This window comes from Corynebacterium sp. HMSC063A05 (genome assembly GCF_001809695.1).
Taxonomy (GTDB): domain Bacteria; phylum Actinomycetota; class Actinomycetes; order Mycobacteriales; family Mycobacteriaceae; genus Corynebacterium; species Corynebacterium amycolatum.
Map to the genome: position 1 here is coordinate 145,601 of NZ_KV798510.1, position 15,792 is coordinate 161,392.

At 57.1% G+C, this 15,792-nt stretch carries 10 protein-coding genes; 7 read left to right on the forward strand and 3 right to left on the reverse strand.

Going from position 1 to position 15,792, the window contains the following annotated elements; all coding sequences use genetic code 11:
- Positions 1–478: 478 nt before the first annotated feature.
- The gene (locus HMPREF2651_RS09425; RefSeq protein ID WP_049182166.1) at positions 479–2,353 is read right to left on the reverse strand and encodes a vWA domain-containing protein; all 1,875 of its coding nucleotides are present in this window, start codon (positions 2,351–2,353) and stop codon (positions 479–481) included.
- Between the two features lie 489 nt (positions 2,354–2,842).
- Positions 2,843–3,958 (reverse strand): branched-chain amino acid aminotransferase, encoded by a 1,116-nt coding sequence (locus HMPREF2651_RS09430; RefSeq protein WP_038625886.1) that lies wholly within the window; start codon positions 3,956–3,958, stop codon positions 2,843–2,845.
- Positions 3,959–4,179: 221 nt separating this feature from the next.
- On the opposite strand from HMPREF2651_RS09430, the gene HMPREF2651_RS09435 reads away from it, so the two are divergent.
- The 7 genes from HMPREF2651_RS09435 (at position 4,180) to HMPREF2651_RS09465 (ending at position 14,849) form a co-directional block, all read left to right on the forward strand.
- Positions 4,180–5,718, forward strand: coding sequence for a leucyl aminopeptidase (locus HMPREF2651_RS09435; protein WP_049182167.1), 1,539 nt, complete (start codon positions 4,180–4,182; stop codon positions 5,716–5,718).
- A gap of 173 nt (positions 5,719–5,891) precedes the next feature.
- A complete protein-coding gene (gene sucB / locus HMPREF2651_RS09440) occupies positions 5,892–7,895 on the forward strand; it encodes a 2-oxoglutarate dehydrogenase, E2 component, dihydrolipoamide succinyltransferase (protein ID WP_070586036.1) in 2,004 nt (667 codons plus the stop codon).
- A 565-nt stretch (positions 7,896–8,460) separates the two neighbouring features.
- The gene (locus HMPREF2651_RS09445; RefSeq protein WP_049181585.1) at positions 8,461–10,086 is read left to right on the forward strand and encodes an inorganic phosphate transporter; all 1,626 of its coding nucleotides are present in this window, start codon (positions 8,461–8,463) and stop codon (positions 10,084–10,086) included.
- Between the two features lie 133 nt (positions 10,087–10,219).
- Positions 10,220–11,023, forward strand: coding sequence for a lipoyl(octanoyl) transferase LipB (gene lipB / locus HMPREF2651_RS09450; RefSeq protein WP_038625892.1), 804 nt, complete (start codon positions 10,220–10,222; stop codon positions 11,021–11,023).
- Between the two features lie 9 nt (positions 11,024–11,032).
- Positions 11,033–12,091, forward strand: coding sequence for a lipoyl synthase (gene lipA / locus HMPREF2651_RS09455; RefSeq protein ID WP_038625894.1), 1,059 nt, complete (start codon positions 11,033–11,035; stop codon positions 12,089–12,091).
- A gap of 94 nt (positions 12,092–12,185) precedes the next feature.
- A complete protein-coding gene (locus tag HMPREF2651_RS09460) occupies positions 12,186–12,965 on the forward strand; it encodes a DUF4191 domain-containing protein (RefSeq protein WP_005511046.1) in 780 nt (259 codons plus the stop codon).
- 264 nt (positions 12,966–13,229) lie between these two features.
- Positions 13,230–14,849, forward strand: a complete 1,620-nt coding sequence (locus HMPREF2651_RS09465) for an aspartate:alanine exchanger family transporter (RefSeq protein WP_191622166.1) — start codon at positions 13,230–13,232, stop codon at positions 14,847–14,849.
- A 17-nt stretch (positions 14,850–14,866) separates the two neighbouring features.
- On the opposite strand, the gene HMPREF2651_RS09470 is transcribed toward HMPREF2651_RS09465, so the two are convergent.
- Positions 14,867–15,385 (reverse strand): RDD family protein, encoded by a 519-nt coding sequence (locus tag HMPREF2651_RS09470; RefSeq protein ID WP_038625896.1) that lies wholly within the window; start codon positions 15,383–15,385, stop codon positions 14,867–14,869.
- Between the last annotated feature and the right edge of the window lie 407 nt (positions 15,386–15,792).

Sequence of the window (15,792 nt, forward strand, 5' to 3'; positions counted from 1 at the left end):
GGCGGAGTACAGGAGGCTCGTTTCGGGGCTCGCCCAAATTATTTTGCGCCGACCGTTTGCCGGGGCGCCAAGAACGAGCACACCTTCTAGCCTCCCAGCTAATTAAAAAAAGCGCGTCCCGTCGCAGCAATGCACGGGATGTGCTTTTCTATGTTGGGGTAATACTCCCAGGTTTGGGTTCTGTGGGGTTTGGGTTCTGCGGGGGGCTAGTGACTGCGGTTATGTTAGCGACGGCGGACCGATGCGAGTTACTGACTGCGTTTATGGCGAAAATGGTCCGAAAAATGGCCTGAAAGTGTCATAAACTCGCACAGCTTCACATCTGCAGCCCATCGTTCTTGGCCTGTAAGTATCATGCTTGGCCTGTCAGTTTTGGGGTTAAGCAGAAAAAGTGTGCCCACCCGGCGATATGCCGAGCGGACACATTCTTGCGGGTTAGCCCCTCCTGCTCAGGAGCTTCCTGAGCTTACGGTTTGTCTTACTCCTTGCGCTTCTTGTTCTGGTAGACGATTGCGCCTGCGATGCCGATAAACACGGCGACCACTGCCACAATGGTGCCAATGACCAGCGGGCTCATACCCTCGTCCTCCATGTCCGACGAGGATGCGGATGCCTGAGAATCCGTATCCGGGGAGTCAGATTCCTTCGACGCATCTTCCGAAGATTCCTTCGACGAATCCTTTTCCGACTCTCCCTTGGCCAGAATCGGCTTATCGGATGAAGTCGGGCCGTTCTTGTCGGTCGGTCGCCAGTCAGGCCCCTTAGTTGGCTTGTTGTCCAGGAGGAATGCGAGCTGGAACGGCTGATCGATACCACTGACCTCTTCATCCGGGCGATAGTTAGCCATTCGGACAGTCGCGTAGTAATAGCCGGCGTTGGCTATAGATTGTCCGCCAACATTGGTACTTCGGTTGTTGTATTCGACCGGACGATCTGTTGACAAATTCAGATCCTCGGAATCCTGATAAAAGTGCATTGTTCCATCCGCCACGGAAACCTCGAATGGATTCAACAGAGCAACTCCCATGGAATCGGCATTATCGCGCTCCGAATTTCCAGTACGGGCAGCAATCACTGGTCGCTGACCCCACTCGACGGGGATCTTGTAGAACTTCTGCTCACCGGGAACGATTGTGTCGGAGATAGTGTCCCCAGACTTGACTTCCGGGGCTTGAGCTGCGTTATTGCCACCGCTTACAGGCTTGGCTTCCCCAAAAGTGGCCTTCTTGTAGGCTTTGTCGCCGGAGGAAGACCGCCCTTCATTTAGCTTGTCAGCATCCTGCTTCTTCAGCACTGGCTCAAACTGAACGCTAACCTCGACCTTCACGGGTTCATCACGATAATCTACTACTGATTCACTGTCATAGACCCACACGTTGTTTGCGACGAGCCACTTGGTTTGATCACAACTGGATTCTATGCGGTCGCTATCCCATTCAAGAATGCTTGCATCAGCCGAAGTTGGAGTCCACGAATCGGCACTAGCTTCGGCGCCTGTCAGCGACCTCATGCGACCGTCGTCCTGGCATTTTCCGCCGGTTTCATTGATGATTTCGTCAACTTCAGTTCGGACATCCTGCTGCCCCTTACCCTCAGCATCGATATTCGCCAACACCTTTGAGGTAACAATCGCGTTGTGCCCCTTCGGCACTGCGATTCGGTAGTAGAGCGGGGTGCGATCGTGCTGGGCGACCTCTGGCACCAGCGTCGTTTGGTACTTGCCCTCGCCGAGCCACTTCGCGCCTTCTTTAGTCTCGGAGAACTCGAACGGAGTGCCCGTGGTTTCGTAGCCCTGCACTGACCGCTGAGCCAAGAACTTCATGTGGTCTGCCAGCTGGGTGGCATCATCAGCAGTCATGCTTTGACCGCCAGTTGCCTGCGCAACACACTCAAGCTCAGCGCGAGCTTCTTCATCAACCTTGAAGCCCACGGTGTGAATGGTCAGGCCAACGCCCTGCCCCGCCAGTTCTTTCGCAACCTCACACACCGGTGGCGGTGCGCAGGTGTCAATTCCATCGGAAACCAAGATGATTGATCGCTCACCGTCTGAACCAAGCTCATCAGCCGCCTTACGCAGTGCATTGCCAATCGGCGTGTAGCCCTGAGCTTTCAACCCGGCAATCCTGCTCTTCAGGCCTTCTTTGTCGACCTTTTGAACCGGCGACAGCACCTCGATGTCCTGGCAACCTCGCTCGCGGTTGGATTCATCGCTGGATTCGCGCTGGCCATAAACCAGCATGCCAAGTAGCGCATCATCCGGGAGGGAGTCAATCAGCTCCGTGGATGCGCGCTTTGCCGCATCGAGGCGGGTGCCTCCGGCATCGTCGGCAAGCATCGAGCCTGACAGATCCATGATTAGCTCTGCTTTTGCTTCGCCCGTGCCCCCTTCGCCCGTAGGAGCGGGCTGTTCCACCCCGGACGGTGGCGGCGTATCTTGAGCTGCCGCCACAGGAGCCGGGATTGCGCTAAACCCGATCGTCCACGCCGCCAACAACAGCGTGACGACGATGGCTACCCTTAGGCGCTTTGAACTACTTGACGAAAAACTATCTTTAAAAAAGTCTTGAACTACCACCATCACAGCACCTCAAACTGTTTTCCCAACTACAAAAACCAATCGTGTTGGTAGTTTTTCACAGTGACCCCGGTCACGCTAGAGGTATTTTTAATGGCTAAACAAATGCCCTCTGAACAATTCATGAACCATGAGAAAACCGCACAGCTGTTGGGGAACCAGCGAAGCAAAAACGCAGCCCCTGACCAGCAAATACTAATCAGGGGCTGCGAAAGTACTAATTCTCGTAACAACTATTAAATTATCTTTTCCGACTTACGCCGAAACTTAAGCCTCAACGAGCTTGTGAATCCAACCGTGGGTGTCCTCAACCTCACCGTGCTGAATACCAGTCAGACGCTCGCGCAGCTTCATAGTCCACTCACCAGTGTTGCCGTTATTAATCTCAAACTCACCCTCAGCGGACTTCACAAAACCGACCGGGGTGATGACGGCAGCGGTACCACAGGCGAATGCCTCGCTCATGACACCGGAAGTGGCATCATTCTTCCACTCCTCGGTGGAAATGCGACGCTCCTCGACATTCATGCCCAGATCCTGAGCAGCCTGCAGCAACGATGCCCGGGTAATGCCCGGCAGTAGCGAACCGGACAGCTCTGGAGTCACCAGGCGAACACCAGCGTCAGCGGTCTTATCCGGGTAGATGAACGCCAGGTTCATGCCGCCCATCTCCTCGATGTACCTACGCTCGACAGCATCCAGCCACACAACCTGGTCGCAGCCCTTTTCCTCTGCCTGCTGCTGAGCCGCCAGCGAAGCTGCGTAGTTACCTGCGAACTTCGCAGCACCGGTGCCTCCCGGCGCGGCACGCACGTACTCGTGGGAGATCCACACGGTCACCGGGTTAATACCACCGGAGAAGTACGCGCCAGCAGGTGAAGCGATGAGCAGGAAGGTGTAAGAGTTCGACGGGTGCACACCCAGGGTGCTCTCAGTGGAGAACATGATTGGACGCAGGTACAGGGATTCTTCGCCACCAGCTGGCGGCACCCATGCCGCATCGGCCTCAACCAGCAGACGGATTGCCTCGAGAAAGGTCTCCTCCGGCAGCTGCGGCATCGCAATGCGGTCAGCGGAGCGCTGGAAACGACGAGCGTTCTGCTCCGGGCGGAAAGTAACAATGGAACCATCCGGCATGCGATACGCCTTCAGCCCCTCAAAAATCGACTGCCCGTAATGCAGGACCGAAGAAGACGGCTGCATTTCAATCGAACCATATGCCTGCAGCTTGGCGTCGTGCCAGCCCTTGTCTGCAGTCCAGTCAATTCGGACCATGTGGTCGGTGAAGTGCTTACCAAAACCGGGGTTGGCCAGAATCTCCTCGCGCTCGACATCAGAGAGTGGATTCGGGTTACGTTCGATTGCAAATTCCAAAGCAGACATGTCTTTCATCCTAAACCGTCGAGGATCGAGTCGTATCAATACTCGCCCCGAAAGACCGTGTTAGTCAGGCTAATGTCAGCGTCGCGGGCACTAGGCGCGGGTACATTCCAATAGTCGTGGCGCTGTCTCGTCGGTCCGCTGTCCAGGGGTGAAGGACACGAACCGGCAAATAGGGATACGGTGGTGTACCACATAGTACGACTACAAGGAGATGCAACTACATGCCAGTCCCCGCTAACAATGATTCGACGCAGTTCGGCGCCTCTCGCAACGCCGCAATTTTGTCCAATTACCTGCTGGCTATCGGCACTCGCGTGGTCATCGCTGCCGACAAGTCTCTGCCCGCGGACGCCGACGCGGTTCTCGTCGCGCTTATCGACGGCGAGGATGGCGTCGAGCTGGTCGCACCCGAGGCCATCGGTTCGGTTGCAGAGCAGCTGCTCGCCTCCTTTGAGGCAGTCTCCGCCAGTGCTAAGGCCGAGTCCGTGACCACCATTCCGGCCCCCGCTGGCCTGGATGTCGACAGTGTCACGGGCGTTGGCGTGGGTTCTGAGGACCTGGATGCAGAGGATATCCGCCGTGCCTGCGGTGCCGCTGCCCGCCGTATGTCCAAGGCCAAGGTGGTCTTTAACACTCTCGGCGCCATCGATCCGCAGGCTGCAGCCGAGGGCTTTGCACTGGGCGCTTACGCTTACTCCGGCCAGAAGAGCGCCGAAGAAAGCAACGAGGACACCCAGAAGGTGGTCGTGTTGGGCGCTGATGACGACGTCGTAAAGCGCGTTGCGGCGATTGTGGATGCCGTTGCCACCGCGCGTGACTTCGTCAATACAGCATCGTCGCACCTCTACCCCGAGACGTTTGCTGACGCTGCTGCAGCGCTGGGCCGTGACGCAGGGCTCGAGGTCGAGGTGCTTGACGACGACGCTCTGCGCGCCGGCGGTTTCGGAGGCCTCAATGCCGTGGGTGGCGGATCCTCGCGCGGGCCGCGCCTGGTGCGTCTGGTCTGGAAGGGCGATGAGTCGGCAGAGAAATCGCTGGGGCTGGTCGGTAAGGGCATCACCTTTGATACCGGCGGTATTTCGCTGAAGCCGGGCGCCAGCATGGAGAACATGATTTCCGATATGGGCGGCGCTGCGGCAGTTATTGCCACAGTCGTCCTGGCTGCCCGTTTGGGTGTTTCCACCCCGGTGACCGCAACCGTTCCGATGGCAGAGAACATGCCGGGCGGTAAGGCGTACCGTCCGGGCGATGTCATTACGCAGTACGGCGGTAAGACCATTGAGATTCTGAACACCGACGCAGAGGGCCGTCTCGTACTCGCGGACGCCATTGTCCGCGCCTGCGAAGACAAGCCGACTCACCTGATTGACACCGCCACCCTGACCGGTGCGCAGCTGGTCGCTCTTGGCGAGCGCACCCCGGGTGTCCTGGGTAATGACGAGTTCCGTGACCGTGTTGCAGAGCTGTCTCAGAGCATTGGTGAAAATGGTTGGGCAATGCCGATTCCAGTTGAGCTAGCAGAGGCCTTGAATTCTCCGGTCGCTGACCTGCGGAATGTCACGAACTCTCGCTTTGGCGGTATGAGCGTTGCAGCTGCATACCTGCGCGAATTCGTTGGTGAGGATGTTGAATGGGTTCACATCGACGTTGCCGGTCCGGCCTTCAACACCACCGGGGAGTATGGTTATACCCCGAAGCGGGGCACTGGCGTTCCGGTTCGGACGATGTTCTCTGTGATTGAGGATTTGGCAACGAAGTAGCCGGTCATCCGACTGCGCCCCACCCGGCTGGAATCCTGGCTGAAATGAGCTATTCCACGCACCAGTCGAAAGCGGGCGCAGCCCACGGGGCAAGCAGAGTTTTCAACCTGTAAGCTAATTTGTAATAACCGTCTTAAAACGAGATTTCTTAACTTTTCGAGGAGTGCACAAACATGGCGACCTCTATTGAGATGCCGGAGCTCGGTGAATCAGTTACCGAAGGCACCATTACCACCTGGCTGAAGAAGGTCGGCGACACCGTCGAGGTCGACGAGCCGTTGCTCGAGGTTTCCACCGACAAGGTCGACACCGAAATTCCATCTCCGGTCGCCGGTGTTCTCACCGAGATTCTCTTTGAAGAAGACGACACCGTCGATGTTGGCGAGGTCATCGCAAAGGTCGGCGAGCCGGGCGAAGAGCCGGAAGGCGCTGACGATTCCGCAGAGGAGACTGAGGAAGAGGCTCCGAAGGAAGAAGCTGAAGAGCCAAATAAGGAAGCACCGAAGGCCGCTTCCGGTCCCGCTACTGACGTTGAGATGCCGGAGCTCGGCGAATCCGTCACCGAAGGCACCATCACCCCCTGGCTGAAGAAGGTCGGCGACACCGTCGAGGTCGACGAGCCGTTGCTCGAGGTTTCCACCGACAAGGTCGACACCGAAATTCCGTCCCCGGTCGCAGGCACCCTGCTCGAGGTCCTCTACGACGAAGACGACACCGTTGACGTCGGCGAGGTCATCGCTCGCGTTGGCGATGCAGACGCCGCTCCGGCCGCCAACGAATCGGCTGAGGAAGAGGCCGAAGAGACATCTGCTGCAGTCGAGAAGGACGAGGAGCCAGTAAAGGCCAACGAGGAGACTGAGGAGAACTCCACTGACGTTGACGCTGGCGACGCCACCGACGTTGAGATGCCGGAGCTCGGCGAATCCGTCACCGAAGGCACCATCACCCCCTGGCTGAAGAAGGTCGGCGACACCGTCGAGGTCGACGAGCCGTTGCTCGAGGTTTCCACCGACAAGGTCGACACCGAAATTCCGTCCCCGGTCGCAGGCACCCTGCTCGAGGTCCTCTACGACGAAGACGACACCGTTGACGTCGGTGAGGTCATCGCTCGCGTTGGCAGTGGCCAGCCAAAGAAGGCCGCACCAAAGAAGGAAGCTCCAAAGGCAGAGTCCAAGCCGGAGCCAAAGAAGGAAGAGCCGAAGAAGGAGGCTCCAAAGGCTGAGGCTCCGAAGGCTGAATCCAAGCCTTCCGCCAACAAGGACGTTCCTTACGTCACCCCGCTTGTTCGCAAGCTGGCTGACAAGCACGGCGTTGACCTGACTAAGGTCCAGGGCTCTGGGATTGGCGGCCGCATTCGTAAGCAGGATGTTCTGCGCGCTGCCGAGGGAGGCCAGGAGACTGCTGCTGAGTCCGGCTCCAACTGGTCCACCAAGGGCGTTCGCCCTGAGCTCGCTGAGCTGCGCGGCACCACCCAGCGTGTCAACCGCATCCGCGAGATTACCGCTGCCAAGACCCTCGAGTCTCTGCAGACTTCCGCACAGCTGACCCAGGTCCACGAGGCAGATATGACTGCCATCTGGGATCTGCGCGCTACTAAGAAGGCTGAGTTCGAGAAGAAGCACGGCGCGAAGCTGACCTTCCTGCCATTCTTTGCAAAGGCAATCGTTGAGGCTCTGGTCAGCCACCCGAACGTCAACGCTTCCTGGAACGAAGAGACCAAGGAGATTACCTACCACGAGCAGGTCAACCTGGGTATCGCTGTCGATACCGAACGTGGTTTGCTCTCCCCGGTCATCCACGACGCTCAGGATATGTCCCTGCCGGAGCTGGCTGCTGCTATCGCGGACATCGCAGACCGCGCTCGCAATAACAAGCTGACCCCGAAGGACCTGTCCGGCGGCACCTTCACCATTACCAACATTGGCTCCGAGGGCGCCTTGACCGACACCCCGATTCTGGTTCCGCCACAGGCTGCAATGGTCGGCACCGGCGCGATTAAGAAGCGCGCAGTAGTCGTCACCGAGAATGAGGCAGATGCCATTGGCATTCGTGCCATGGTCTTCCTGCCAATTACCTACGATCACCGCCTCATCGACGGCGCTGATGCAGGTCGCTTCATGACGACCGTTGTTGACCGCCTCGAGGTTGCTAACTTCGAATCGGATCTGCAGCTCTAAGCAGCCTACTCCCCTCCTGGGGTGGTAGCGCCGCGGAAATATCTAGCTGGCTTGCTAGCAGGAGGTTCCACCTCTTCCCTGCCCGCGTTAGTCGCACTTTGCGACTGACGCGGGTATTTCTTTTTCCGCATTCGTTCCGCAGTTGAACCTAATCAGCGATTCCTTCAAATGCGCAGCCACCCTCTTCTTGGCTAGTACTCAGATTTCGCGTAGCCACACATAGCTAACTCCATCGGCACAAAGAATTTACGCGCTGTTATTGCGCCATTAAGCCATTAGCGAACAACGGGAGGGTCTAGCCGAAAGCAAAGCCGCAAGTAGCAAATGTGCATACTTCTTGTACTGCCGAAATGCGAAAACGCCACACACCCACGCACTCAGTTTCGGCTATCGCTTCCAGCTACGCCAACGAGAGCCATAGATAGCGATAATTAAATTCATTATTTGTTAACCTAGTCGTCATCTAGTTAGCAATTAGCCTTTACCAATCTAAGAAATCATTAGACAGCAGGCTTCTTTGGCGTGCCTATTTTTGCTCTCTGTACGTAACTTAGAAAGGTGGAGCATGTCCTCGGCTCCAGCGAATACTAGTTCGTCGACCGGGACCACATCGTCTGAGCAATCGAGCTCCTCAGATAAGTGGTGGCATCTCTTCTTCGGCGGGCTTCTCGCAATCAACATCGTAATTTTTGCCTTCTGGGCTTATGACTTCGTCGGCCCGCAGGCAAATACGGCAATTCTTCTGATTACCATCGCGTTCGCCGTCTTCATGGCATTCAATATCGGCGGTAACGACGTTGCTAACTCCTTCGGTACTTCAGTCGGTGCCGGCACCCTGAGCATGAAGCAGGCGCTAGTTGTCGCTTCAGTCTTTGAGGTTTCGGGCGCCGTCCTCGCAGGTGGCGAGGTTACTGACACCGTCCGTTCCGGCATTGTGGACCTGAATGCGATCCACGGTTTGGACCCGATGGAGTTCGCCTTCATCATGATGTCCGCGCTTCTTGGCGCGGCAGTGTGGCTCCTCGTTGCCACCCGCATGGGTTGGCCAGTTTCCACTACCCACTCCATCGTCGGCGGTATCGTTGGTGCCGCACTGACGGTCGGTTTCATCACCGGCAAGGGTGGCTGGAGCATGGTCCAGTGGGATCAGATCGGCCAGATTGCAATTTCCTGGGTTCTCTCCCCGCTCCTTGGTGGTATGGTCGCGTTTCTCCTGTTCGGCGGCATTAAGAAGTCGATTCTCGTCTATAACGACAAGGCTTCTCAGCAGCTGCAGGCCATCCACCAGGAAAAGGCCGATCTTAAGGCTCAGCACCGTGAAGAGTTCGAAAAGCTGCCTGAGCACGAGCAGATCTCTTACACCAACGCGATGCTTCGCGACGCGACGACGATGCGCGACGCCGACTGGGAGCGGAATGACCTGGAGTCTGACTACTTCCGCAAGCTCGTTGACATCGAGTCCAAGGTTGATGACGTCCGCGCTCACCGCGCGCTAGAAGCCTGGGTTCCAGGCCTGGCCGCATTGGGCTCCGTCGTCATCTCCGCGATGATGCTGTTCAAGGGGCTCAAGAACCTGCACCTGGGCCTGTCCGGCCTGGACAATTTCCTGATTATGGGCATGATTGCCACCGCCGTGTGGCTCGCCGTTTACATCTTCGCCCGCACTTTGAAGCGCCAGGACCTCGACCGCTCGACCTTCCTGCTGTTCAGCTGGATGCAGGTCTTCACCGCTTCTGCGTTCGCTTTCTCCCACGGTTCGAACGACATCGCTAACGCACTTGGCCCGTTCGTGGCAATTCTGGATGTTCTCCGTACCAACGAAATTTCTTCTGAGTCTGGTGTTCCGCTGGCAGTCATGGCCACAATGGGTGTCGCTTTGATTTCCGGTCTGTGGTTCATCGGTCGCTACGTTATTCAGACTGTCGGTTCCGGCTTGACTAAGATGCACCCGGCGTCGGGCTTCGCCGCAGAGCTCTCTGCTGCTGTGGTCGTTATGATCGCTTCCCTGTTGGGTCTGCCGGTTTCTTCCACCCACATTCTGATTGGTGCTGTTCTCGGTGTCGGTATCGTTAACCGCGCCGCTAACTGGAACCTGATGAAGCCGATTGGTCTGGCCTGGGTTATCACTCTGCCGGCTGCTGCAGCTATCTCGGCAATTACCGTTTCCATCCTGCGCGTCGTCTTCGGCTAAACCCAACAAGAGCACGCCACTTTCGCCCCGGCGGTCACTTTCTAGTGACCACCGGGGTATTTTTGTGGCTGGTGCTATCCAAGTAACAAGAAAACTAAGGCCCACAGAAATTCGGCGTATCCTATAGGCCACCATGACTGCCCCAAGAAAACCTTTTACTCGCGCAGATAAATCCATTCGAGACTCTAGCTCCGACATCGAGATTCAGCACCTGGGTCTTGTCGACTACGAAGAGACCTGGCACCTACAGGCAGACCTTGCTGCCAAGCGTGCGAAAGACCTGATTCCAGATCAGATTCTCGTGCTCGAGCACCCGAGTCTTTACACAGCAGGAAAGCGCACCCAGCCCGAGGACCGCCCTACCAATGGGTTGTCGGTCGTCGATGTCGACCGCGGGGGCCGCATCACCTGGCACGGCCCGGGCCAGCTTGTGATGTATCCCATCATCAAGCTCGCTCAGCCGGTCGATGTGGTGGACTACGTCCGCAGACTGGAAGAAGCCCTCATTCAAACCGTTCGCCGGGCTGGCATCGCAGCTGCTGGCCGCATCGATGGCCGCTCGGGGGTATGGATTCCCGCATCAAACGGAATTAGCGACCGAAAGATTGCGGCACTGGGAATCCGCGTGACTCATGATGTGACCATGCACGGACTGAGTCTGAACTGCGACAACTCTATGGAGTTCTACAACTACATCATCCCGTGTGGCATCTCCGATGCTGGAGTGACCACCCTATCCCGGGAGCTTGACCGAGATGTTAGCGTGTCAGAGATGACAGAGTCGCTTCTGGCGGATTTACAAGATGCTTTGGAAGGCCGTCTGACCGTTGCCGACCATTCCTTTGGCTCCGCGCCCGACCCCACGAAGGGCCTGCCACACCGGGTGAAGCACAACTCCACTACCGGCATATTCGAGTACTCATCAACAAACAAGTAGGGTGAAACTGTGACTGTTAAGCCAGAAGGACGTAAGTTACTGCGCGTCGAGGCACGAAATGCCGAGACCCCTATCGAAAACAAGCCACGGTGGATCCGCAACCAGGTTCGCCCGGGCCCCAGCTATAAAGACATGAAGAGCCGTGTCTCGGGCGCCTCCCTGCACACAGTTTGTCAGGAGGCTGGCTGCCCAAACATTCACGAATGCTGGGAAGACCGCGAGGCCACCTTCCTTATCGGCGGCGACAAGTGCACCCGCCGCTGCGACTTCTGCCAGATTAACTCTGCCAAGCCGGATCCCTTGGACAAGGACGAGCCGCGCCGTGTCGCCGAGTCCGTCCGCGAGATGGATCTTCGCTACGCGACCATCACCGGTGTCGCCCGCGACGACCTGCCCGACGGCGCATCCTGGCTCTACGCAGAGACATGCCGACAGATTCACGAGCTCAACCCGAATACGGGGGTCGAGCTCCTGGTCGACGATTTCCGTGGCGACGAATCCGCCGCACAGCAGGTCTTCGATGCCAAGCCCGAGGTTTTCGCCCACAACTTGGAGACAGTGCCGCGCATCTTCAAGCGCATCCGTCCAGCATTCCGCTACGAGCGCTCCTTGGAACTCATCACTCGTGCTCGCGAAGCTGGGCTGGTTACCAAGTCCAACCTCATCCTGGGCATGGGCGAAACCTACGACGAAATCATCTCCGCTATGGAAGATTTGCACGGAGCCGGCTGCGACATCCTGACAATTACGCAGTACCTCCGGCCCACCCCGCTGCACCACCCAATTGACCGTTGGGTCAAGCCGGAAGAGTTCGTCAAACTCTCCAAGGCTGCCGAAGAGATGGGCTTCGCTGGCGTCATGTCAGGACCGCTAGTCCGTTCCTCTTACCGCGCTGGACGGCTCTACGCCCGCGCGCTGGCGCACCGCGGTCAGGAGCTGCCTGAGCATCTCTCCGCGCTTGCCGACGACGGCGGCAGCGACCTCGCCCTGCAGGAGGCCTCAACCCTACTCGACCGCTATGGTGCATCGGAGGATACGCCAGTCACTTCGGCTATTCCGGCTTCCTAGAGGCCTGACGGCCTCAGCGCCGTCGTAAAGCGAAACGGCGCTACGGCGCGGTCTATTGCCTAAAACTACATCGCATGCCCTAAAGTTGGTGATTATGGCGACCAATGATGCGAAAGAAATGAAGAAGGCGAACCGCGCCGCCAAGCGCGCTCAGCGTAAGCAGACCCGTAGCCAGATGTGGCAAGCGTTTAAGCTGCAGCGCTCGCGGGACAACAAGCTCGTGCCGTACATGGCACTGGGCTTCTTCGGTCCGATTATCCTTCTGTTATTGCTTGGCCTGCTCATTGGTGGAGTCTGGCCCTGGGTTCTGACGATTATTGGTATTTCGATCGGCTTTATGGTCGCGATGTACATCTTCTCCAAGCGTCTTGAGGCTTCCTTCTACACAGAGGCAGAAGGCCAGGCCGGTGCTGCGGCGTGGACGCTGGACAATATGCGTCAGGGCGTTGGCTATGTCTGGCACGTCAAGACCGGTGTTGTCGCTAATCAGCACATGGATGCTGTTCACCGTGTTATTGGTAACGCCGGTGTTGTGCTGGTCGGTGAAGGTGACCCGAACCGCGTCAAGCAGATGATTGCTCGTGAGAAGAAGTCGCTGGCACGCATTGCGGGCGAAGCTCCGATTTACGACATGATTGCTGGCAGCGACGAGGGGCAGGTCCCGCCAAAGAAGCTGCAGCGCGAACTCATGCGTCTGCCGCGCAACCTGAATAAGGATCAGGCCAATGCTTTGAATGAGCGCATCCAGTCGATGGACCGCATTCGCGATGCGCGCGCGAACATGCCCAAGGGGCCGATGCCGAAGGGAGCTAACCCACAGGCCGGTATGAACCGTCGTGCGCGCCGTGCGGCAAACCGCGGCAAGAAGCACTAGAGGCTTAGCTAGGTTTCACCAGAGCCAGTTGCTCGGGCAACCCGACGAGGGACAACCTAGGTTGAAGCAGAAAAAAGGGGCTTTCGGGCCCCTTTTTTCTGCTCTAAAGCTTTAAAACGAAGTCCAAAACCACGACTTCAAACACAGTTATTGATGTCTTGTTGAAGTGATTACTCTCACTTATCACGCCGTCAGCAAAGGTTATATCCTTGCTGAAAACAATGCTTAATGAAGATTACTGCTAGTTGTGCCACCATGGGATATGTGCAACTCTTGGCTGAAAATGAACTCTTAGCGCTTCTAGTGATTTTGTTTCTTGGCCTGGCAATTGGCCAGATCAAGATCTTCGGCTTCAAGCTTGGCGTGGCTGCCGTCCTCTTCGTCGGCCTTATCCTCGCGACCATTGAGCCGGAAATTCAAATCTCCCCGCTGATTTACATCGTGGGCCTGGCATTATTCGTCTACACCATCGGGTTGGAGGCGGGCCCCGAATTCTTCAGCTCGTTACGCTCACGCGGTATCAAGCACAACTTATTCGGCATTGGTGTGCTCGCAGTTGTCACTATCGAGTCTTTCTTGCTAATCAAGTTTTTGCCTATCGACCCGGTGGAGGGCGCAGGTGCCTTCACAGGCGCCCTGACCAACACCCCGGCTATGGCAGCAATCGTCGATGCTCTTCCTAGCCTCATTTCGGATAAGGGCGAGCTGGCCGCTGCCCACGATATGCCGGTGATTGGTTACTCCCTGGCCTACCCAATCGGCGTGCTGGCAGTGATTGCCTCAATCGGTATTATGTCGAAGGTCTTCCGCGTCGATCACGACCAGGAAGCTATTGACGCAGGTGTCGCCGCGCTTCCGCTGCATACTCGGGACATCAAGGTCCTCAAGGACGACCTGCCGTCCATCACTGACCTTCCGTCGAAGTTCGGTTTGGACATCACGGTTTCACGCATCGAGTATAAGGGCCACCTCTACATTCCATCTCCGGGTGACACTGTCTCCGTCGGCGATATTATTTCCGTCGTCGGTACAGAGGAAGAAATTGCTCGTGCCGCCGAGTACATTGGCGAGCTTATGCCAGGTGATCCGACACACGACGGTCGCCTGGACTTCCGTCGCATCTTCGTCTCCGCATCTGACGTGGTGGGCGTACCCATTGCGGAGCTTCAGACTCGTATGGATGGCATGATTATTACGCGTATTCGCCGCGGCGACCACGACATCGTCGCGGAACCAAACATGCGCCTCGAGCTTGGCGACCGCGTCCGCGTGGTTGCACCACCAGAGAAAATCAAGGACGCAACAAAGTTCTTCGGCGACTCTTACAAGAAGCTTTCCGACGTCAACCTCTTGCCTCTCACCCTTGGGCTTACGCTGGGTGTATTGGTCGGTCTCATCAAGATTCCGCTTCCGGGCGGCAGCTCGCTAGCCCTGGGATCCGCTGGTGGTCCACTGGTTGTGGCGCTGATTCTGGGTGCTGTTGGTCGCACTGGCCCGTTGGTTTGGCCTATCCCCTACTCGGCCAACCTGGCGTTCCGCACCATGGGTCTGGCACTGTTCCTGGCTGGTATCGGCACTACTGCTGGTAAGGGATTCCAGGCTGCGTTGTCTGACCCGGCATCACTGACAGTTCTGGGCCTTGCCGCCATCATCGCCTTTAGCTCCGCACTGTTGACCCTCATTGTCGGTCACCGCGTGCTGAAGATTCCGTTCGGTCAAACTGCGGGTATCCTCTCGGGCTTGCAGACTCACCCGGCAGTGCTCTCATACGTCAACGACCAGGCCAAGAACGAGTTGCCGGCAATGGGATACACAACGGTGTATCCGATGGCCATGATCATGAAGATCATTCTCGCCCAAGTCCTGGTCGTGTTGGTGCTATAGCGCTAACCCAAACAGCGCTACCCCAAAATAACTGCCGTGCCAGTGGCGCGGTCGTGCATGCCGCGCATATCCGAGTCGGTGATTGCTGGCGGCAGTAAGAAAAGAGTAAGCAAGCTGCGGAAGAAGGCACGAACAAAGCCGACTCGCTCGCCGGGCTTGTCCACGCGAGCGACGCCCATCTTCATCATCCACTGCCCCGGAGTGCGGGCGAACAGCCAAACCGACACCGTGCCAATAATGAGGAAGACAACTGGCGTATAGGTCGCAAGGAATGACTGCCAGGCGATAAACGAATCTCCGAACTGGTCAATTTGCTCCTCGCTCGGGCCGAAGAACATCGAAAAAGCGCCGGCAATCATCAGGGAAATGATCCAGTCAATGAGAATGCCGCCGACGCGACGCATCAGCGTCGCTTGCGAGCCTGGGCCATCGGGGGCAAGACCCAACGCCTGGCCGGGATAGTCCGAGAGTTTGTCCGGATTATCGAACTCTCCCGGAATCTGAGGGCCATCTAGCCAACTGTGCTTTTCTTCCATGGATTCATAGTCTAATGCAGTAATCCGGCTATCAAATCACGGGCTGGGACAGCCACTCAGCCTACGCGGGGGTAATCCGGGGGGGGCGATGTTGCGTCGCCTTTTCCATTTTCTTATCAGCATGGGAGCTAAAGGCTCGTCGTAAAGCATGTGTGACGCGAATGCGCAGGGTATTGCCGAGTTTCCACAAACAGATAACCCGCTCCCTATTTGCGTAACCCATTCCGTATTGGTGAATTCCTCACGCGCCATGTCAGAAATTCGTGGTTCTAATTCCAGAATGAATGCGTGGTTCGTTAAGCTTAAAGGCGTCAACCGGCCAGTCCTTGACAGCGCGGCAGGTGCACGAAACATCGTGCAAGAATTCCCTGCTGTGTACTAAACAAGGCCAACTAAGGAGACCGCAC